The organism is Wolbachia endosymbiont (group A) of Andrena fulva, assembly GCF_964026815.1.
Classification (GTDB): Bacteria; Pseudomonadota; Alphaproteobacteria; order Rickettsiales; family Anaplasmataceae; genus Wolbachia; species Wolbachia pipientis.
The window spans coordinates 134,606-153,661 of sequence record NZ_OZ034701.1 but is presented as its reverse complement, the minus strand read 5'-3'; the positions used below and the strand labels follow the sequence as shown (position 1 = coordinate 153,661).

At 33.6% G+C, this 19,056-nt stretch carries 16 protein-coding genes, 2 tRNA genes and 3 pseudogenes; 5 read left to right on the top strand and 16 right to left on the bottom strand.

Annotation, left to right across the window (positions count from 1 at the left end; translation table 11 throughout):
• Positions 1-8: 8 nt before the first annotated feature.
• The 4 genes from AAGD84_RS00775 to AAGD84_RS00760 all read right to left on the bottom strand — a co-directional run bounded on the left by AAGD84_RS00775 (position 9) and on the right by AAGD84_RS00760 (position 4,851).
• A complete protein-coding gene (locus AAGD84_RS00775) occupies positions 9-881 on the bottom strand; it encodes an RluA family pseudouridine synthase (RefSeq protein WP_264723477.1) in 873 nt (290 codons plus the stop codon).
• A 71-nt stretch (positions 882-952) separates the two neighbouring features.
• Positions 953-1,306, bottom strand: coding sequence for a hypothetical protein (locus AAGD84_RS00770; RefSeq protein ID WP_341818039.1), 354 nt, complete (start codon positions 1,304-1,306; stop codon positions 953-955).
• Positions 1,272-2,630 (bottom strand): hypothetical protein, encoded by a 1,359-nt coding sequence (locus AAGD84_RS00765; RefSeq protein WP_341818038.1) that lies wholly within the window; start codon positions 2,628-2,630, stop codon positions 1,272-1,274. The genes AAGD84_RS00770 and AAGD84_RS00765 overlap by 35 nt, the downstream gene beginning before the upstream one ends.
• Before the next feature lie 61 nt (positions 2,631-2,691).
• Entirely contained in the window at positions 2,692-4,851 is a 2,160-nt protein-coding gene (locus AAGD84_RS00760) for a ComEC/Rec2 family competence protein (RefSeq protein ID WP_341818037.1), read from the bottom strand.
• Positions 4,852-4,913: 62 nt separating this feature from the next.
• Between AAGD84_RS00760 and AAGD84_RS00755 the strand changes: the two genes are divergently transcribed.
• Positions 4,914-4,990: transfer RNA gene (locus tag AAGD84_RS00755), tRNA-Met, on the top strand.
• Between the two features lie 3 nt (positions 4,991-4,993).
• Here the strand turns inward: AAGD84_RS00755 and pdxH are convergent.
• Positions 4,994-5,587: a pyridoxamine 5'-phosphate oxidase gene (pdxH, locus tag AAGD84_RS00750; RefSeq protein ID WP_022626142.1), complete on the bottom strand. Its 594-nt coding sequence runs from the start codon at positions 5,585-5,587 to the stop codon at positions 4,994-4,996.
• A 16-nt stretch (positions 5,588-5,603) separates the two neighbouring features.
• The gene (gene mutM, locus AAGD84_RS00745; protein WP_264723476.1) at positions 5,604-6,419 is read right to left on the bottom strand and encodes a bifunctional DNA-formamidopyrimidine glycosylase/DNA-(apurinic or apyrimidinic site) lyase; all 816 of its coding nucleotides are present in this window, start codon (positions 6,417-6,419) and stop codon (positions 5,604-5,606) included.
• A gap of 247 nt (positions 6,420-6,666) precedes the next feature.
• Here mutM and AAGD84_RS00740 point away from each other — a divergent pair.
• A tRNA-Thr gene (locus AAGD84_RS00740) sits at positions 6,667-6,739 on the top strand.
• Positions 6,740-6,792: 53 nt separating this feature from the next.
• On the opposite strand, the gene AAGD84_RS00735 is transcribed toward AAGD84_RS00740, so the two are convergent.
• The 3 genes from AAGD84_RS00735 to AAGD84_RS00725 form a co-directional block, all read right to left on the bottom strand.
• The gene (locus AAGD84_RS00735; RefSeq protein WP_341818036.1) at positions 6,793-8,319 is read right to left on the bottom strand and encodes an acyl-CoA carboxylase subunit beta; all 1,527 of its coding nucleotides are present in this window, start codon (positions 8,317-8,319) and stop codon (positions 6,793-6,795) included.
• A gap of 107 nt (positions 8,320-8,426) precedes the next feature.
• The gene (locus AAGD84_RS00730; RefSeq protein ID WP_231115838.1) at positions 8,427-8,729 is read right to left on the bottom strand and encodes a hypothetical protein; all 303 of its coding nucleotides are present in this window, start codon (positions 8,727-8,729) and stop codon (positions 8,427-8,429) included.
• A 24-nt stretch (positions 8,730-8,753) separates the two neighbouring features.
• Positions 8,754-9,110: a hypothetical protein gene (locus AAGD84_RS00725; protein ID WP_265038427.1), complete on the bottom strand. Its 357-nt coding sequence runs from the start codon at positions 9,108-9,110 to the stop codon at positions 8,754-8,756.
• Positions 9,111-9,431: 321 nt separating this feature from the next.
• Here AAGD84_RS00725 and AAGD84_RS00720 point away from each other — a divergent pair.
• Positions 9,432-10,575 (top strand): annotated as a pseudogene (locus AAGD84_RS00720) (transposase).
• Positions 10,576-10,764: 189 nt separating this feature from the next.
• Here the strand turns inward: AAGD84_RS00720 and AAGD84_RS00715 are convergent.
• The 4 genes from AAGD84_RS00715 to AAGD84_RS00700 form a co-directional block, all read right to left on the bottom strand.
• Positions 10,765-12,015, bottom strand: coding sequence for a citrate synthase (locus AAGD84_RS00715; RefSeq protein ID WP_264723112.1), 1,251 nt, complete (start codon positions 12,013-12,015; stop codon positions 10,765-10,767).
• Positions 12,016-12,095: 80 nt separating this feature from the next.
• Positions 12,096-12,365 carry a 30S ribosomal protein S20 gene (rpsT, locus tag AAGD84_RS00710; RefSeq protein WP_012673338.1) on the bottom strand — a complete coding sequence of 90 codons (270 nt, stop codon included), beginning with the start codon at positions 12,363-12,365 and terminating at the stop codon, positions 12,096-12,098.
• Positions 12,366-12,416: 51 nt separating this feature from the next.
• Entirely contained in the window at positions 12,417-13,142 is a 726-nt protein-coding gene (locus AAGD84_RS00705; protein ID WP_010963063.1) for a lysophospholipid acyltransferase family protein, read from the bottom strand.
• Positions 13,143-13,197: 55 nt separating this feature from the next.
• Positions 13,198-14,184: a tyrosine recombinase gene (locus AAGD84_RS00700; protein WP_341818035.1), complete on the bottom strand. Its 987-nt coding sequence runs from the start codon at positions 14,182-14,184 to the stop codon at positions 13,198-13,200.
• Positions 14,185-14,555: 371 nt separating this feature from the next.
• Here AAGD84_RS00700 and AAGD84_RS00695 point away from each other — a divergent pair.
• Positions 14,556-15,415 (top strand): IS630 family transposase gene (locus AAGD84_RS00695; RefSeq protein WP_264705388.1). Its coding sequence is split into 2 segments (ribosomal slippage): positions 14,556-14,880 and positions 14,880-15,415, totalling 861 coding nucleotides; the frame shifts between segments, so codons are not numbered across the junction.
• Between the two features lie 86 nt (positions 15,416-15,501).
• Here the strand turns inward: AAGD84_RS00695 and AAGD84_RS00690 are convergent.
• Together AAGD84_RS00690 and AAGD84_RS00685 are read right to left on the bottom strand one after the other, a co-directional pair.
• Complete coding sequence (locus tag AAGD84_RS00690) at positions 15,502-16,137, bottom strand: DnaA ATPase domain-containing protein (RefSeq protein WP_006280257.1); 636 nt, start codon at positions 16,135-16,137, stop codon at positions 15,502-15,504.
• A gap of 129 nt (positions 16,138-16,266) precedes the next feature.
• Positions 16,267-16,938, bottom strand: a pseudogene (locus AAGD84_RS00685) (AI-2E family transporter); the annotation flags it as partial.
• Positions 16,939-17,054: 116 nt separating this feature from the next.
• Here AAGD84_RS00685 and AAGD84_RS00680 point away from each other — a divergent pair.
• Positions 17,055-18,074, top strand: coding sequence for an IS110 family transposase (locus AAGD84_RS00680; RefSeq protein ID WP_265037747.1), 1,020 nt, complete (start codon positions 17,055-17,057; stop codon positions 18,072-18,074).
• 503 nt (positions 18,075-18,577) lie between these two features.
• Here AAGD84_RS00680 and AAGD84_RS00675 read toward each other — a convergent pair.
• Positions 18,578-18,976 (bottom strand): annotated as a pseudogene (locus AAGD84_RS00675) (AI-2E family transporter); the annotation flags it as partial.
• Positions 18,977-19,056: the final 80 nt, after the last annotated feature.

The window sequence follows — 19,056 nt, the reverse complement described above, 5'->3', positions numbered from 1 at the left end:
GAATGTTATTAAGATATGTTGTCAAACTCACCAATTAAAGTTTTTATATCTTGCGGTAAATCAGAGACAAATTCCATGTATCCCTTACTTTTGGGGTGATATAAGCCCAGTGTATAAGCATGTAGTGCTTGTCTATTGAAATTACGAATAAAACTAGAGTTTTTAGCATATTTTGTGCTTTTACTACTATTTTTCCCATAAACTTGATCACCAACTATAGAATGTCCTATGTGGCTCATGTGGACTCGAATTTGGTGCGTTCTACCTGTTTCTAAAGTGCATTTAACGAGGCTTGCTTGTCCTATAACTTTCTCTACTGAGTAATGAGTGATTGCTAATTTGCCCGTTGTTTTTGTAACACACATCATTTCTTTATTACCACGCTTTGGAGCAATGTTAGTTTCTATAGTTCCCTGCTGGGAAGATAATATTCCCCAAACTACTGCTAAGTATTCCCGCTTTATTTTGCGATTCGATAACAATTCAGACAAAAAACTATGGGCTGCTTCATTTTTTGCAATTACCATTAGCCCACTAGTATCTTTATCGAGTCTATGAACAATTCCTGGTCTTACATCAAGGTGAGCGATAACTGCGTTCAAAAGCGTATCATTGTTTGTCCCAGCACCTGGGTGCACTGTTAATCCACTTTGTTTACTCAGAACTATAATGTCCTCATCTTCATAGACGATATCAAGTTTTATGTCATAATTAGGCTCAATTGATGTGGATATGTCAGGTTGAACGAGATGCACCACATACTCTTCATCTGGTTTTACTATGTAGTCATTATTAATTATCGGTGTGCCAAGTAATTTCACCTGCTCATTTTGTATCAATCTTTGCGCTTTGCTGCGTGATATGTTGCATTTTTCAGCTATATAGGTGTCTAACCTTAATTTCTCTTTATCATTATTAACACTTAAGGTTACTTCTAAGTGGTCTATAACAACTACCCCGCGTGAGCTACTGCAAATGCTGCTTGAATATTTTGATCTACAAAATCAACTTTTGTACTAGGAAGATCACCTTGTTTTTTAATATGGCAAATTGTTTGAGAGCCATCTTTCCAGTGAATTATTATTTTGTTATCAAAATCCCGTAATGTTGCCTCAACCTTTTTTTCTTTATTATCTTTTTCTTCCAGCTTAATAGATTCTAATAAATAATATAGAAAGTCACTTGGGTTGCCATTGATTTTTTCTTTCCATTCATCTGTTTTTTCTTGTTCAGATTTTTTTTGCTCTAACTTTTCCTTCTTTTGCTGCAGCTTATTTTGTTCTGCTTCCAGCTCTAACTGTGTCACGTAGTTCTTTGACTTTATTTTCTAATGTTAATAAATTATTAGTACTATTTTCATTTTTAGCTCCTGAATCAGGCGTACTTGGTTGAGTTTGTTTATTTTTTAACTCTTCTAGTTCATCGGTTACTTTTTTTAATTGTTCTTTCAATTCTATTTTCTCCTTTTCTGCATCCTCTTTTAACTTTTCTAGCATGCTAAGGAACTCGTTATCATTAGACTGCGTAGTTGATCGAAGCCAGCCTACAAGGCGGCTTGGTTCAAATCGTTCAATTTTATCTTCAGCAATTTTAATAGCATTCTCTAACCTAGAAAAAGTACCTTCAATATCTAGTGAATGTGCTTTTTTTGTCAATTCTTTAGTGTTGTTTAAAACTTCTGAAATTTCTGCATGTAGCCAATCTAAATCTTTTTTGATGTCTTCTCTGATTTTTTTTAGGTGATCAAGCGTTTCTTTAATGTTAATATTTGCAGGCTTTAAAAGACTATTATCAAGTAAATCGCAAGCTTTTTTAAGGTTACTGTCAAATGAGTTGCAAAGCGGACTAAGTAGTTTTTTCATTAGAGATATTAGTTCATTTTCCCTTTTACCAAGCTTATTTTCTACTACTGATACAACCATGCCCTTTCCAGACCAGTATGGAAATAGAAGACCTAAAGAACTGTGTTTTCTAATAGTATGATTTTCATGATCCACGCTATTACTTATTAGATTGCTAAGTGTTGATATGATGCATAAAAGAATAGCGACTAATAAAGCTATTAATATTATTGGAGCATTAATGGATTGTGATATTGCTGAAACTACTATAATAGTACCAAATACATATGATCCAGTAAACAAGAGAATCCTATTTCTATTTTCTGCTTCTATATCTTCTAGTATTTCTCTCTGCGTCTTAGAAATTGGTAAAACTATTGAAAGCTTTTTCCTCTTACGATCTAAATTTGTTACAATTTCAATTTTTTTAGCTTCTTGAGCAATCTGGCTGTACTGTTCATCAACTTGATAGTTTCCTATTTTTTTATCTATTTCATTCTCTTTTATTTTTTGTGTATTTATAAAGTTTATAACAGCAGTAAATAAGAGAACTATAAGAGGAATAAAGGCAAGAGGTGCTGGCGTGAACGCAAACCCAGCAATACTTACTGTAACAGGATGAATAGAAAAGGCAGTAAATGCTATAAGAGTAGCAATGGTACTTGCTATCGATATAGTACCAGAATACTTTCTTATAGAGCTCAAAATTCTACTGGGCTGGTCAGAAAGTTTTCTAAATCCTAAAAAATCAAAATAGTCTTTGAAAGGATCTTTAGTGTCTGTAACCATAACATTTTTCTAGTTTTAATTTATTTAGGTATACATTAACCAAACCTTAAAATCAAGTTTCTTAATTTTTCAACATGTGCCAAGGCCTATTAGAGCGCACTTTATTAATCTTTACGTAACGATTTGTTAACCAAATTGAATGTGTGCCATATGTTTTTAAATTGGTGTATTTAATAGTTCTAGTATTACAAACTGAATAGTCGAATTCACTTAATTGAATTATTAAATCAACTTTATCACAATTTTCTGAAATATCTTCTTTTTTATAAGCAAGCAGTACTGATTTATTATTTCCTTTATTATATATGCAGCCATAATCGTTACACTTTAGCCTTTTATCTGGGTTGCTATATTTTGTATGATTCAAAATTTGGTTCTGCCCATTTTGTTTCGCCCATGTTTTGACAACAAAGTTCCTATTTTTTCTGGTGAGAGAATATAGTAAGTTATCACTTTCTTTTACAGCAATATTGTTGCTACTCACTAAAATATTAGGAGTTTTATATGTGGCACTAAAACAAATACCCAGTACAATAAAGAAAATTCCGAAGAAACGCCAATTTCTTTCCCACAAGCACAACCACAATAAACCAAGTGTTATTATAATAATTGATGATGCAGGAAAAGTACGAATGGGAATAACCAAATACTGAAGACTAGCGATTGCATTTGTTATATACAAAATACTGTCAATTGGGCGCTCTATAAATGGCGCTATAATCCATTCAATACCCAAAGGAATCAATAAGACATAAATTATTCCAAGTGGAATAATAATTAATGTAACTATTGGTATAGCAACTAAGTTTGTGATAATGCCACTAATTGAAAAATAATTAAAATTGTATATCGTGTACGGAACAGTTGCTAAACTTGCTATTACTGAGCTAATCATTATCGACACAAAATATTTCATTATTTTTATTTTGAACAATTTATTATCATTAATTTGATAACTGGCAACCAGTGCCAAAACAGCAGAAAATGACATCTGAAAGCCAGGCTTTAAAATTACTTCTGGTTCTATGATAAGTATCACTGCAGCAGCAAACGCAATTGCTATTAACCCTCGATATTTTCTCTCTATCATTATTGCAACGAGTACTAAAATCACCATGATGTAGGCACGCTGAGCAGAAATTTGCATACCGGTAATCAACAAATAAAACGTGGTTGGCAAAATGGTAAGAAATGCAGATATTTTCTTGGTGTTATACTTAAGAGTCAAAGTTTCAGATATTGCGAATAAATTACGAAACACTACAAAAAACAGACCAGCAACGAATGATAAATGCAAACCAGATATGGCAAACAAATGTGCTATACCTGAATCTCGTATCGCGTCCATAGTTTTTTGATCTATGCCGTCTTTTTTACCGATCAGTAATGCAGAAATTATGTCTACATGTGGTTTTTTGATATTTTGCTGCAGGTTTTCATAAATGTATTGACGGAAAGATTCTATATACTCTAGAAATTTCCTTGCTTCAGCCTTTTTGTGCAGGGTTATTTTGCTTGTTGCAAAACCTGTTGCACTTATTTTCTGGTAATATGCTATTCTTGCAAAATCGTATGCATACTCCGAAGGCGCAATTTTTGGAGGGAAGAGTTTTGCTGATAATTTTACTTGATCGCCTATTTTAATGCCTTTTTCCACTTTGGTTCTAACTGATATTCTGATGTTATCTAGAGCTCTATCCGGTGTCATTCCAGCGCGTGACGCTGGAATCCATATCTTTTTTTTCTGGGTAAGGTCAAGTACTGGGATGACAAAAGGGGGCGCTGGGATGACAGGAGAGGATTTTGAGATAGTAGGGGATTTTTCAACAGAAAGCAGAAATTGTTTATATGAGCCCCTGTCGTTAATATCCTTCACTGTGGCAACGATATCTTTTACATATCTCTCTTTATCAAGAATTTGAGTATCAACTAAAGCTGTTCTTAATTTACTAGCTGTAAATCCTATGAGCACTGCAATTAAAGCGATACACAATATCGCGTACCTTTTATACAATATTGCAATCAAAATTAGTGTGGGTAAAAGCAAAAGAAAAATAGATATGCAGCTTGGTTCAAAACTTAGGGAAAAATAGGTTAGAATTCCTACACACTGAAAAACAGGAAACCACAGTATCAAGTTATATTGTTCATTGCGCAGATTGTTACGTATATAACTAACTATTATGTCAAGAAAAGTTAATAAGTGTGTCGATATTTGCATGTGGTGAAATTTTATTTTTCTTTTTTCATTATTTGTATATATAATAACTAAATAAGCAACGACGCGGGATGGAGCAGCTCGGTAGCTCGTCAGGCTCATAACCTGAAGGTCGTAGGTTCAAATCCTACTCCCGCAACCATTTTTAAGGATATAGTTGTTCCACTTTCCAATCGCTTCCCTCAACAAGAGTGTATCTAAATCTAATATGCTTCCTATATTCACCTTCTTGCCAAAATTCAATTACTTTTGGGATTACGCAAAATCCCACCCAAAAATCAGGACGAGAAACTTGTGTATTGTGAAATTCTTTTTCCTTCAATTTTATAGCTTGCTCAAAATCTTGCCAATCTTTCAGAATGCTCGATTGTTTTGAGCACCATGCGCTAATTTGACTACCCAGCGCTCGAGAAGAGAAGTATTTGTCAGTTCTTTCATCGTTTAGAAGTTTAACCTCTCCTTCAATTCGCACTTGCCTAGCAAATTCTATCCAATGAAACACTAACGCAGCTTTGGGGTTCTCAGTCAATTCTTTCCCTTTTTTACTGTTTACGTTAGTGAAAAACACAAAACCTTCTTTGCTATATTCCTTTAGTAATACCACTCTTGCAGATGGAATACAGTCTTTGCTACAAGTTGCTAGCGTCATTGCAGTTGGTTGTTCACACGGAGAATTAAGTACTGCTTTGTACCACTTTGAAAACAAATCAAATGGATCTTTTTCAAGTGAAAATATCATATCAAAAAATAAAATCTTAATTCTGGCACGCGTTGCAAAAATAAGTGCTACGGCCATTTTGTCGTATAAGTGTTATGATATTATTGCAAATCTTGCAAGGTTTTTGAACTTTACCATATACGTAAAAGTTATTTTGAAAGTATCCAGCAGATCCAGATGGCTGTGCATAATCTTTCAGTGTTGAGCCACCTGCAGCAATTGCATCACCCAGAGTATTTTTTATTTCAGCAGCAAGTTTTTCGCACTCTCTATAGGTCAAGTTTTTTGCTGACCTGAGTGGTGATATACAGGCTCTAAACAAGCTCTCAGAAGCATATATGTTGCCTACGCCAACTATTGATTTATTGTCCATTAACGCTGATTTGATATTCACTTCTTTGTTTTTCAGCAACTCCTGTAAATAATCTCCACTGAATTCATCCGTGAGGGGCTCTATTCCAAAATCGCTAAAAAAATCCGTTTCTTGTTCTTTATTTAAAACGATAACTAATCCAAATCTTCTTGGGTCATTAAAAATTATTGAAGTATTGTCAGAAAATAAAAATACCACGTGATCATGCTTATTCCGCATTTGATCGTGGTCAGCATATATAAGCTTTCCGCTCATGCCAAGATGTATGATTACAGCCACACTACCATCTGTATTCCAGATGGTATACTTACCTCTACGCTTGATGTTGCGTATGACTTTGCCCTTTAGCATATCATCAATATTTTTTGTTATTGGGGCACGTAAATTCCAATTATTCACTATAACATTACTGATTTGCTTGTTTTTAATTTTATCAAGCAAAAAATTAGAGATTACTTCCACTTCCGGTAGTTCTGGCATGATACCTCCTTCAAAACTTAAGTTTCTGATGGTAATTTTGTCGTTCTCAAATACATTCGAGTATTCTGCGGTGCTTTCTCCTAAAAATTCCTCACCACAAACGAGTTTTGAAAGGGTTCTCTGTCTACTCTGTTGCTGCTTTTTTCTTTTCAAAATATTTTGCTTTAAAGCTTTCGCTAATCTTTTTTTCTCCTCTTCTTTTTCCTTATTCTTTTTTGTGTTATTCATTATCATAATATATAAACTTGCCGTTGTAGCTCAGGTGGTAGAGTACGTCATTGGTAATGACGAGGTCCCAAGTTCGAGTCTTGGTAACGGCACACTGATTATACTTATAATATTGCATAACTTGTAAGCAAGGCTTAGAAGAAAGTTACAGAGGTAAGTTGTCATGCTTTTTCCATATCCTTTCTACCTTCTTGTTTTTGAGTAGCTCTAATGCTTTACAAAAGTGATACCTTGTTTTACTTGGCACTATAATGTCATCAATGTATCCATATGATGCAGCAAAAAATGGGTTAGCAAATTTTTCTTTATATTCTTTAATTAACGTTTGCTGATCTTTTTCGTGTCGAAATATAATCTCAACTGCACTTTCAGGGCCCATCACAGCTATTTCAGCAGTTGGCCAGGCATAATTTATATCACCTTTTAGATGTTTCGAATTCATAACAATGTATGCACCACCATACGCTTTTCTAGTGATAAGGCTAATTTTCGGCACGGTCGCTTCAGCGTAAGCGTAAAGCAGTTTCGCTCCGTGTTGTATTATATTATTGTATTCTTGATTTGTACCCGGCAAAAATCCTGGAACATCAATAAGTGTGATGATCGGAATGTTAAATGCGTCACAAAACCTTACAAACCTCGCAGCTTTTCTTGAAGAATCAATATCCAAACATCCTGCAAGGTGCATAGGTTGATTTGCAACAATACCGACAGTATTTCCTCCAATTCTACCAAAACCAGTTATGATATTACGAGCAAAATCAGGTTTCAGTTCAAAGAAATTCCTTTCATCACAAACTTTTTCAATGAGTTCATACATATCATAAGGAGTATTAGGATTGGTAGGAATTAGAGTGTTTAAGGATTCATCAATGTCGTCAACATCATTACAGATTGGTGCAGATTTTGGTGATTCTTGATTATTTGCTGGTAAGAAAGTAAAGAATTCACGCATTTTTAGCAGCATTTCAACATCATTATTGAATGCAAAATCCGCTACTCCTGTTTTGCTTGTATGAATTTTTGCTCCACCGAGGTCTTCGAAACTTACATCTTCGTAGGTAACCTTTTTTACTACATCTGGCCCGGTTATAAACATATATGAACTGTTTTTCACCATGAAAGTAAAGTCAGTTAATGCTGGGGAATAAACTGTACCTCCTGCACATGGGCCCATAATTAAAGAAATTTGTGGTATAACACCCGATGCATTTACGTTTCTTTGAAAAATTTCTCCATAACCAGCAAGAGAATTTACTCCTTCCTGAATTCTGGCTCCACCAGAATCATTTAGTCCGATAATTGGAACTCTGGCATTAATTGCCATATCCATAATTTTGCATATTTTTTTTGCATGTGACGCACCAAGTGAACCACCAAAGACAGTAAAATCCTGAGAATAAACAAAAACTTTTCTGCCATAAATAGTACCATGACCAATCACTACCCCATCACCTAAAAAATTAGCATTTTGCATGCCAAAATCATTTGCATGATGTTTTACGAATTTATCGTATTCTGCAAAAGAACTTTCATCGAGCAATATACTGAGCCTTTCTCTAGCAGTTAATTTCCCTTTTTCATGTTGTTTGGTAATCCTGTCAGAACCGCCTCCTTTTTCAGCTTCTAGTGCTTTGGTTTTTAGATTTTCTAGTATTTTAAAGTCTTGCATACAATAAAGTAGTTTTCAAATTAGTTGTAGACTTTATTAAGTTTACAAACCCTACTAACTATACACATACACTATTGCTATATGCAACAATGTATGTATGATAATTGTTAATGCTCTGGTGATTCATGGTCACTACTTTGAAAATGTTGCGATGTGTCAACACTTTTCATATTAGAAAGAGGTGGACTAACTGCACTGCTTTTTGTTTGTGCAAAACTTTTAGCAGCTTCAACAACCTTGCTTATACGAGGTTCTTTTTCTAGCTCTTTTAGGTACTTTGAGAAGATTTCACAACTTTTGTCATCCATATGTACCATTATTTTACCAAAACTTTCAGCTTTTTCAGAAGATAAAATCATTTCGATCTTTTCATCGCCTACCCTAAAGGTCATTTTTACTTTGCCTTGCATATCATGATATTGCCAGCTTTTTATTCAGATTAGATTATCTCCTTCTCCTATTCGCAATGCACCATATCCTAAGTCCTTAAATTCCGGGGAGTTCATAAATTTTGCAGGAGTGATCACACTTTTTTCTGGACACTGTACATAATAAAATTTATTATCTCTTTCTACTACAATTTCTTTTTTTTTGTCATTTTCAATACTATCACTTACAATTTGTTTTAGACGTGACAAATATTCGCCGCGTTCTTTCAGTATATCTTCTGGCAATAATCTCCGAACTTCTTGGCTCACATCAGTGCCTGTTGAAACTAGATTAAACATTTCTAACATAAGAGGCCGTAGTTTTTCTTTTCCAGTCTCAGTAACATTTTTATCTTGCTCCATGAGGTGGTATAAGATCAGTATCGAATAATCTATTATTGATGACTTTTTTCTCCTTGGAATACATCAACACTAAACATGACCTTGTGCTTTTTTGCATCGTCTATAGATTTTTGAAGTCTCTTTGCTATGTTTTCGATAGCTTCATCATTAGGTAAGTGTTCAGGCAATGGCGTCAACTTAAGGAAAAATGTCAGAGATTGTGTATAAAATTTCTCTCCAAATTTTTTATCATTAAATTATCCAAAGAGTGCAAGGGACAGCACTTTTGTTTCTATTTTATTGCAACAAAAAAGTTTAAAATGTGTCTTTTTTAGGTGAGGCATGCAAAAAGGAAAAGATCTTATCTTACAAATTAAAAATGCAATATACTCGAAAACTTTTCAGAAAATCCATTGTGTTGAGTTTTACACGAACAAGAAAACTTCCTTTTTCGACAGTATTTTCTATGATTTTAAAGTTAGTTAAAAAAAGTTTGGGAATAGAATGTGAACTTATGGAGCCATTGACATGTACCCTCAAAGCAAGCTTTTTCTAAAGCAAGGTATAAGATTTGCCATACAGGCTTTCAAGAATTTAAGCATCCAAACAGCCTATCAGGATGAACCTGAGTTGGAGAGGCTATAGACTTATTGCAGCAGATGGTTCTGGTATGAGATTACCCAGCTCTGGGGAAATTGTATCCGAGTTTGAACCAAATGGAACAACAGGCACCATTGGCAATTTGTTTGTTGATTTGTGTACTTCATTAATTTGCAGTGCTCGTCTTGCAGCTTGGAATATAGGTGAACAAACGTTGGCGGCAGAGCAATTACCCGAAGTTATCACTCAAATGCGTTTATTAAATCAAGAGAAATTATTATTTATCTATGATCGTCTTCAGTAAAATTCATTCAGCAGCATTATGATTTGGAAGTAGATTTTATTTTTCGCTTGCAAAAAAGAAATTATAGTAAGCTATGGGAACGCTGGCAAATTAGATTTTGATTTTATATTAGAAAATGAAAAGCTAAAAAATAAAATGAAAGGACAGAAAGTAAGAGTTATAGTGCTGACATTAGCCAACTGAGAAACAGAGTTTTTGACCGAGACTTTGGAGCAAAGCTTATGTGTTAAGGTGGCACATAGAGGAGTGCTATAAACGACTCAAAGTAGGAGCAGAGTTAGAGAATTTTTCTGGAGAGGCTGTATTACAAGAATTTTGGGCAAACTTGGTCATGTGCAATATATTATCGCTTCATATATGTGATGCACAAGGGCCTTGGAACCCAGATCAAATTACTGAGTATCGTTTAAATTTTTCAGTTTTATTTAGTGTAATGAGACAGAAACTCTATCAGGTACTTATTGCGCCAAAAAACTTTCAAGCCCTTTTTAAGTATACGCGCTAAAGTTAAAATCCGACCGGGACAGCCGCAATAAAGTAGATAAGCCTAAACGCCATCATGTCTTTAGGAGAGTTTGCTAATGAAAGTTCTTAAGTTGACGCCATTGGCTGAACGGATACGGAATGACACCATCCTTTTTTCTGGATTCCAGACTGGAATGACACCTCTGGACACTTCCGTCGTAAAGGAACCAGTGTCAGCTACTCGGATGACACCTTTTTTCTACTTAGTTTGGGTTATGCAAGAAGTCTAATGAAGTGAAAATAAATTTATTTACCAAAATAGAGTTGCCTTGGTCTACAGATCTTAGTTTCTTTATCATTTATCATTTCATACCACTGAGTAACCCAACCAGTGGTTCTTGCAAGTGCAAAAATAGGTGTGAACATATTTGAGGGAATATCGATAGCATTCATTATTATACCTGAGTAAAAATCAACATTTGGATATAACTTACGCACAATAAAATATTCATCCTTTAAAGCTATTTCTTCAAGTTTTTTTGCAATTTTAAGCAGTTCATTATTTTGTTCTAGTTTACTTAGAACCTCATGGCAAGCGCCTTTCAATATACGCGCGCGCGGATCATAATTTTTATAAACACGATGTCCAAATCCCATCAATTTAAATGGATCTTTATCATCTTTAGCTTTTTCGATGAATTTATCTATATCTCCACTTTGCTCTATCTCTTTTAGCATATTTATAACTGCCTCATTAGCTCCACCATGTGCTGGTCCCCAAAGTGTAGCAACTCCTGCAGAGAGGCTTGCAAACAGATTAGAACCAGCCGATCCCACCAATCTGACAGCCGCCGTAGAAGCATTCTGTTCATGATCAGCATGGAGAGTAAATATTTTATCCAGAGCTTTTGCAAAAAGGGCGCTTTTATCATTATCAACAGCATCGCCAAATATCATCTTCAAGAAATTTTCACTGTAACTTAATTCATTGTTAGCATTTATGAATTCCTGATTGTTGATATGCCTATAAATCATTGCAATAATTGTGGAAACTTGCGCTATTGCAGAAATTCCAAAATCTAGGTCTTCACCATTGACATTGTTGCCATGCTTTTCATGGTAAGATGCTGACAAACTTGCAAAACATGCAATTAAAATCGACATAGGGTGAGCAGTCTTTGGAAATGCTTTGATTACATTTGTAACTTGCTCTGATACTTTGGATAATTTTTGTATTTTGAGAAGAAATTTTTTGTGTTGCTCTGAACTGGGTAATTCACCATAGAGCAATAAATAAATCACAGCAGTAAAATTATTATTCTCTGCCAAATCAGCTATATTATGTCCCCTATATTTAAGAACTCCTTCATCTCCATCAATGAATGTAATTGTAGAAGAGCATGAAGCTGTAGAAACAAACCCTGGATCGTAAGTGAATAATCCTGTCATCTTATATAAATCCTTGATATTTAACACATCAGGACCTGTTGTTCCGCTTAATACAGGTAGCTCGATTTTTAATCCATTACTTAGTTCTAATAGCACTTTTTTATCCATCACTTAAGCTACTTAAATTTTATACAGAATATACAAACTGAGGAGTATATATTAATACAGTTAACTTTACATTAACCGTATTAAGCGGTCATCAATGCTTTTACTTTTGCATTTAAGCGACTTATTTTACGCGCAGCAGTATTCCTATGAATAACACCTTTATTCACACACTTGTGTAAATTAGATTCAGCATTCCGAAATGCCAGAACAACATTTTCTTTGTCGCCAGACTTGATTATATCAACCAATTTTCTAATAGAGGTGCGAGTTTTACTTTTCCGCATCTTATTTATTAAAGTGCGCTTTGCTATTACCTTTATCATTTTTTTAGCACTCTTATGATTTGCCATATATTAATACCTAAAATACTGTACTTTTCTTTTAATTATAAAGTTTTTTTGTTAATTTGCAATATCAGTTTTTCCTATGGTTAATCTACTGCTTCTCTCTTCAATAATTTTTTCTAAACTTTGCAAGAATTCATTTTTGTTTAACCCAGGATATATTGGGGGCAATATTTCTATTACTGCCTTTCCGGGATTCTTTCTCAGAGAAAGTATGCTTTTTGGCCAAAACAAACCAGTGTTTAAAGCAACCGGTAACACAGGAACAGATAATACGCTATATAAAGCAGCAATACCTGGTTGATATTTTATATTTTGGTTTATAGTTGTTCTTGTACCTTCAGGAAATATTATTATGCTTCTATTTTCTTTTATACGCATTTTTGCTAGTTTGATTATATGGCGTATAGAACTGATACCATCTGAACGGTTAATAAAAATCATTTTCAGCGCTATAAGATGCAAACCAATGAATGGAATCCATTTCAATTCACGTTTTAAAATAAAAACCGCTTTTCTAAATAGTAGTATAAAAATAAATGTTTCAAATGGAGATTGGTGTTTAGATGCAATGATAAAAGGTTGCTTAGGGATGTTTTCCATTCCCCTCACTTCATATTTAATGCCACATAATAAACGCAGCATGAATAATACAACTCTCACCGAACAGACGAGGAAAATGGTTATTACACACTCAGAAAAGAAAATTACAGGGAGAGTAATGAAAGTATAGAATACCTCCCATAATATAAGAAAGAAATTAAACAATAAACTTGAAATCACAAACTCACATAAATTTATTTAAATTTAACTTTATTACAAATTAAAAACAATAAATTTAATTATTGATCATCTGAGTAATAGGATGCGAATCAGCTAATTTGTCCTTTAACTTTTCGTTAGCAATATGAGTATATATTTGTGTTGTAGAAAGGTTAGTATGGCCAAGAACTTTCTGTATCAACACAATATTTGCTCCGCTATTTAGTAGATGGGTAGCAAAAGAATGCCTAATCACGTGTGGAGAGATCTTATTTTCATCAATATTGCATTTTCTTGCCAACTCCTTCATTAATTGACCGACCCTCTGCCTTGTAATTGGTTTATTAGGTTTATCACCTGGGAATAGCCAATCGGATTCCTTTTCTTTAGAGATCAGATTATCACGAACTGATAAATAATTTCTAAGGCTCTGCAATGCTTGTTCATTAAAAAGAATTTGCCTCTCTCTACCACTTTTTCCTTTTATTATTATATAGCATTCTTTGTTATTACTGTTTATTAAATGTGACACTTCACATAATTTCATACTAATTAGTTCAGAAACACGCATTCCAGAAGAGTAAAGGATATCTAAAATCACACATAGCCTTTTACTGCTTATCTCTTTATTCGATTCGCTTGCTGATTTTCTCACTGTGTCCATTAGCAAAAATATTTCTTCGACACTTAAATACTTAGGCAAAGGACGAGAAACTTTTGGATTCTTTAATTCAGCATCATTAGCCGGCGCTGGATTAAAATCTATTATTCCGTCATTAAATAGACACTTGTAAAAATTTTTCATAGCGGATATTTTTCTTGATATAGAGCTACTTTTATATTTTTTTTGTGTACATAAAGATTTCACATAATCTTTAATATTGGTTTTGTTTACACCAACCAAGGTAGTGCCGCTTTCCAATAAAAATTCTTCAAACTGGTGTAAATCCGAACGATAACTTTCCAGAGTATTTTGTGCAGCGGACCTCTCTGAAGCTAAAGCATCTATGTAATATGTTATGTAAAGATTTTCTTTTTTATTTTGCGACTGTTTATTTTTCATTATCAGTTCCTATATTTATTTCTTTGGCTATAATTTGATTAGAAGTGTTCCCTGTGTTTCTTATGAGAAAATATGAGACAAATAAAGCATTTATCAATAGAGCGAACATCACAAACTTTTGCTTTAACCTTTTTCTTAAATTTAATCTTACTCTTATCATAGTTAAATTATAACGTTAAATCTATAAAAAACACCTTATAAAGTGAGCTCTACTATAAATATAGAATACTTCTTAGCTGTATCTATCTATATTTATTATAACATAACATTGATTATAATTCTAACATGGACAGATAGAGATTCCAATTATAGCTCTTTCCATAAAAGTCCGGATGTGATAGGATAAGGGTAGATGATGATAAGGAGGTTGAATGCCAGCAGCATATAGTTATGATTTAAGAAAAAAAGCAATGGAAGCGCTAGACGAAGGAGAAAGCAGAGAAACAGTGGCAGCAAGATTTAAGATTGGACGAACTACTTTATGGGAGTGGCAGCAAAGAAGAAAAGAAACAGGAGACTTTCAATCAAAAAAACTTGGAAATGGGGGTTACAATCACAAAATTACCGACTGGGATACCTTTGCCAAATTTGCCAGAGAACACGGAGGAAAGACTCTATCGGAAATGGCTAAACTTTGGAACAACGTTAGTATCCAAACGATCTATCGAGCCCTTAAAAAAATTGGATTTACGCGCAAAAAAAGACATATGGATACAAGGAAAGAAACGAAGAAAAACGTGCTGAATTTTTGAAAATTATAGCGACAAAAGAACCTAAAAACTTAGTGTATATAGATGAGTCTGGCATTGATAACACCGAAGACTACCCCTACGGATATTGCCAGAAAGGACAGCGGTTTTATGCCTTAAAATCTGGAAAGAAAACTCAACGAATCAGTATGGTTGCAGCCTTAAGTGGAAGAAAGATAGTTGTTCCGTTAACCTTTGAAGGCCACTGTAATATGGATGTTTTTAATGGATGGTTTGAGCAATTTTTGACACCGATCTTGGAACCTGGACAGACTGTCATTCTTGACAATGCTACTTTTCATAAGTCTGATAAGATTATCGAGCTTGCTAAAGGGGTTGGTGCAGAAATTTTGTATCTGCCGCCTTATTCTCCAGATTTCAACAAAATTGAGCATCATTGGTTTGCTATAAAAAACAGAGCCAGGAAAAACATTCCTCTATTCGAATCCTTTCGTCGTGCTGTTGATTCTGCCTTCCTATGACCTGTTCGGACTATTATGAGAAATGCTATACGTTAGTGTTATGGGTGTTAATAAATTTTTAATATACACCTTTACAAAAGAAGAAATCAAATGGCATCTTTTTTTAATAAAGTGCTAATAAAAGGAACGGTCACATTTGACCCTATAGATTCATTATCTATCTTTTCTATAATTTTATCAATGCTATAGAAAGAACGTTCTATTCTTGCTAAAATATAATTAATCACTTTTAAATCAATTTTTAACTGTTTATCTGAAAATCGTTTTATTAGCATAATTCTTAATAATTCCTCGCTTGCAGGCAAAATTTTTACGCTGATAGTTGATAATATTCGAGAACTTAAATCTCTTAGTTTGAAGTTAAGCTTTTTTGGTGAAATTGAAGAAGTGATTAGCAGCCTCTTGTCGTTTTCTTTCATGTAATTGTAACAATGTAATAACATTGCTTCATCTTTAATGTTTTGTACGTCTTCTAAAATAAAAGCATCGCTATACCTAATCTCGCTTACGAAGTTATTCACATTGATAAAGATTGCATCGTTTATTGATTGCCAAATATGAGCAAGATGAGTTTTACCGGAGCTTTTAGGTCCAAAAAGAATCAGACATTTCCAAGATAAATCATTAACTACCGAATTATATACGTGCTTATTTTCATCTAAGATGATGTAATTTTGCCGGCTATAATCAGCTTGATTGTTGTTAAATAAATTTAATTGCACGTTGAACCTCTTACGTAACCTCTTTCTGGTAGTAATTTTTGCGCAGAAATTTACTTACGCTCCTCAAATGTGTCAGGTATTCTGGGCTCATTTCTCCTCTTACCATAAATTGATTATGCAAAAGGTCTGTTAGCCGTTTTTATAAAGCTCACTTTTAAAATATTTATTGATTGCATATTCTACTGATACATTGAACATTGCTATTATTGGAATAAAAAGTAATATACCTGTAAATCCAAAATATGAAGCGCATATAGTAATTCCCAGAATAATTACAGTTGGATGTATATGAACTTTTTTTCCTATTAATAAAGGAACTAATATATTTGAATCTATTAATTGTCCAACACCAAATAATAGCAAAACAGCAGCACTTTCAAACCATCCACTAAATTGAGTGATAGCGCTCAAAAACCCAATAATGGTATATAATAATGGCCCTACGTAAGGTATGAACGTTAACATTCCTGATAAAATTCCAATAACAATAGAGTGTTCCAATCCAATTATGCTCAGACTCACAGAGTAAAAGACCATCATGACAATACATACATTTACCTGCCCCTTTAGATAATTAGATATAATGAAATCCACTTTGGAAAAATAATCTGCAATTTTTCCTCTGTAAGGAATAGGGATTAATTTACTAGCTTTTTCTATAATTAAAGGCCAATCACGTAATATATAGAAAAACACTACAGGAGTAATCACCATTAATGATACCGTGTTAAAGCTTGAACTTAACACTTGGATTATAAAGTTACTAGCAATATCAAGAGCATTCATGAAATAAGATACATACTGTAATTGCTATTGAATGATGGAGAGACATACTCCATTATTTTAGCACGAAGTAACAAGTTCAATAGAATTAGTTCTTCAAAAATAATTTAAACTTTTACAGTAGGAGCAGCCTCATGAAATATTATAGTGGATTAGATGTCTCACTCAAGGAAACTTTTATCAGTATCATTGATGAGAAAGGAAAAATTGTTAAAGAAGAAGTTATTGTAAGTGAAAGCAGTACAATAGCGGAGTATTTGCTTAGTCAAAGCAAAAAATATGAAGCAATAGGGATAGAAAGTGGACAACTATCAATATCAATGTGCAAAGAATTGAGGAGATTTGGATTGCCAGTAACTTGTGTAGATGCAAGGCATATGGCAGCAGCATTGTCTGCAAGAATCAATAAGAATGATAAAAATGATGCAAGAGGTATAGCACAAATGATGAGAGTTGGGCTATTTAAAGAGGTATTAGTAAAGTCAGATGAAGCTTGTCAGATTAAAATAATGCTTGGAAGCAGAAGACAATTAACACGTAGCAGAGGGAAAATTGAGGGAACAATAAGAGGATTATTAAAAATATACGGGATAAAAATTGATCAGCGTGCCAGATCTACAAGTTTCGTTTTAAAAGTGCAAGAAATAATTAATGAGCTAGATGAAATTAGCAAGAACTCAATTGAAGTATTAGTACATAGCTTAGAAACAATAGAAGAATCGATAAGAAAACTTGACAAAATGCTCTCAGAGCAAGGTAAAAAAGATGAGGATTGTAAATTATTAACTACTGTTCCAGGAGTTGGTATTATAGTAGCAATGACATACAAAGCTGCGATAGATGATGCATATAGGTTTGAAACATCTTATGCAGTTGGAGCCTATATGGGATTGAGCCCAAGACAGTACGCTTCTGGAGAGATTGATCGGCATGGAAGTATATCAAAAATGGGACCAGTAGAATGTAGGAATGTGTTGTACGAAGCAGCACAAGTCTTACTGGTAAAATGTAAAAGGAAATTTAAATTGAGAAGCTGGGGATTGAGGCTTGCAAAAAAGAAGGGTATGAAGAAAGCAATTGTTGCCGTAGCGCGGAAGTTGTCTGTAATTATGCATAGGATATTGGTTAGTAAAACAGAATTTTGTTATCAATAAATGCAAAAAGTAGATAATTTGATGTAAAGTAAAGATAGCAATGCCGATGGAAGGGATAAGCAAGATCCTAGGTTGAAGCATAGACTTCGTAAGACACATGTTGCCGTCCACTTCCGCCTAACAAGTATAGTGCGGCTTGGCTAAAATACAAATTAGCCATATCAGACCGCGGAGAGAACCATGGAAGCATGCTATTTTAACTTATATTAAGACTATGGAGGGAAAGAATGATACCTTAGTTTTTATAAGCTTAATGAATATGTGGATAAATACTTTAAATGTGTGTGGCGTGTGTGGCGTATTTATCCACATATTCATTGGCTGCATAATTTAAAAGGGATTAATTAGAAATTTAGTGCTGGTGTTTTTATTGCCAATAAAACCCCTTTTGATTGAATAAGATAATACGATAGTAAATAAAAGGTTGTATCAGACCTGAGTTTTACATCAAAAAATATTTTTCATGATACAAAAAATTATTATTGACTTTCATGCAATTAGAGAACATAGTTGCTGTAATTTTCTGCTAGATTTTTAGATAAATGATCAAATAAGCTATCCTCGATTTTCATATTAAGAAATTCTAATACAGAGGGGATTACTTTAAACTTTAATGAAGGCACTTTACTCACTAAGAAATTTAATATTGAAGTAATTTGAACATATATAATAGGTAAAACAAATGTTATGACTAGTATAAAAGCTATTAATAAAATAAGTATTATAAAAATTACAGAACATGAACGTGGTATTCTATACTTTTCAAACTTGACTACTAGCGGATTAAACAAATATGCAATAATAATAGATATTAAACATGGAAAAATCATAGGACGCATCAGGAATAACATCCCTATTATAAAAAGCAGTATGAAACAAATAGTTATATGACGTTTTTGCATGTGTTTAGCATAGCTAATTTACTGAAAAATATGCAATTTATTTTTCCTATGTTGAAAGTATTTTACGATTTGTAATACTA

Bases quoted from the DNA above. Each gene is read 5' to 3' on its own strand.
- AAGD84_RS00765 (WP_341818038.1), bottom strand. From the start codon at position 2,630: ATGGTTACAGACACTAAAGATCCTTTCAAAGACTATTTTGATTTTTTA.
- AAGD84_RS00760 (WP_341818037.1), bottom strand. From the start codon at position 4,851: ATGCAAATATCGACACACTTATTAACTTTTCTTGACATAATAGTTAGT.
- pdxH (WP_022626142.1), bottom strand. From the start codon at position 5,587: ATGATATTTTCACTTGAAAAAGATCCATTTGATTTGTTTTCAAAGTGG.
- mutM (WP_264723476.1), bottom strand. From the start codon at position 6,419: ATGCCAGAACTACCGGAAGTGGAAGTAATCTCTAATTTTTTGCTTGAT.
- AAGD84_RS00735 (WP_341818036.1), bottom strand. From the start codon at position 8,319: ATGCAAGACTTTAAAATACTAGAAAATCTAAAAACCAAAGCACTAGAA.
- AAGD84_RS00730 (WP_231115838.1), bottom strand. From the start codon at position 8,729: ATGCAAGGCAAAGTAAAAATGACCTTTAGGGTAGGCGATGAAAAGATC.
- AAGD84_RS00725 (WP_265038427.1), bottom strand. From the start codon at position 9,110: ATGGAGCAAGATAAAAATGTTACTGAGACTGGAAAAGAAAAACTACGG.
- AAGD84_RS00715 (WP_264723112.1), bottom strand. From the start codon at position 12,015: ATGGATAAAAAAGTGCTATTAGAACTAAGTAATGGATTAAAAATCGAG.
- rpsT (WP_012673338.1), bottom strand. From the start codon at position 12,365: ATGGCAAATCATAAGAGTGCTAAAAAAATGATAAAGGTAATAGCAAAG.
- AAGD84_RS00700 (WP_341818035.1), bottom strand. From the start codon at position 14,184: ATGAAAAATAAACAGTCGCAAAATAAAAAAGAAAATCTTTACATAACA.
- AAGD84_RS00680 (WP_265037747.1), top strand. From the start codon at position 17,055: ATGAAATATTATAGTGGATTAGATGTCTCACTCAAGGAAACTTTTATC.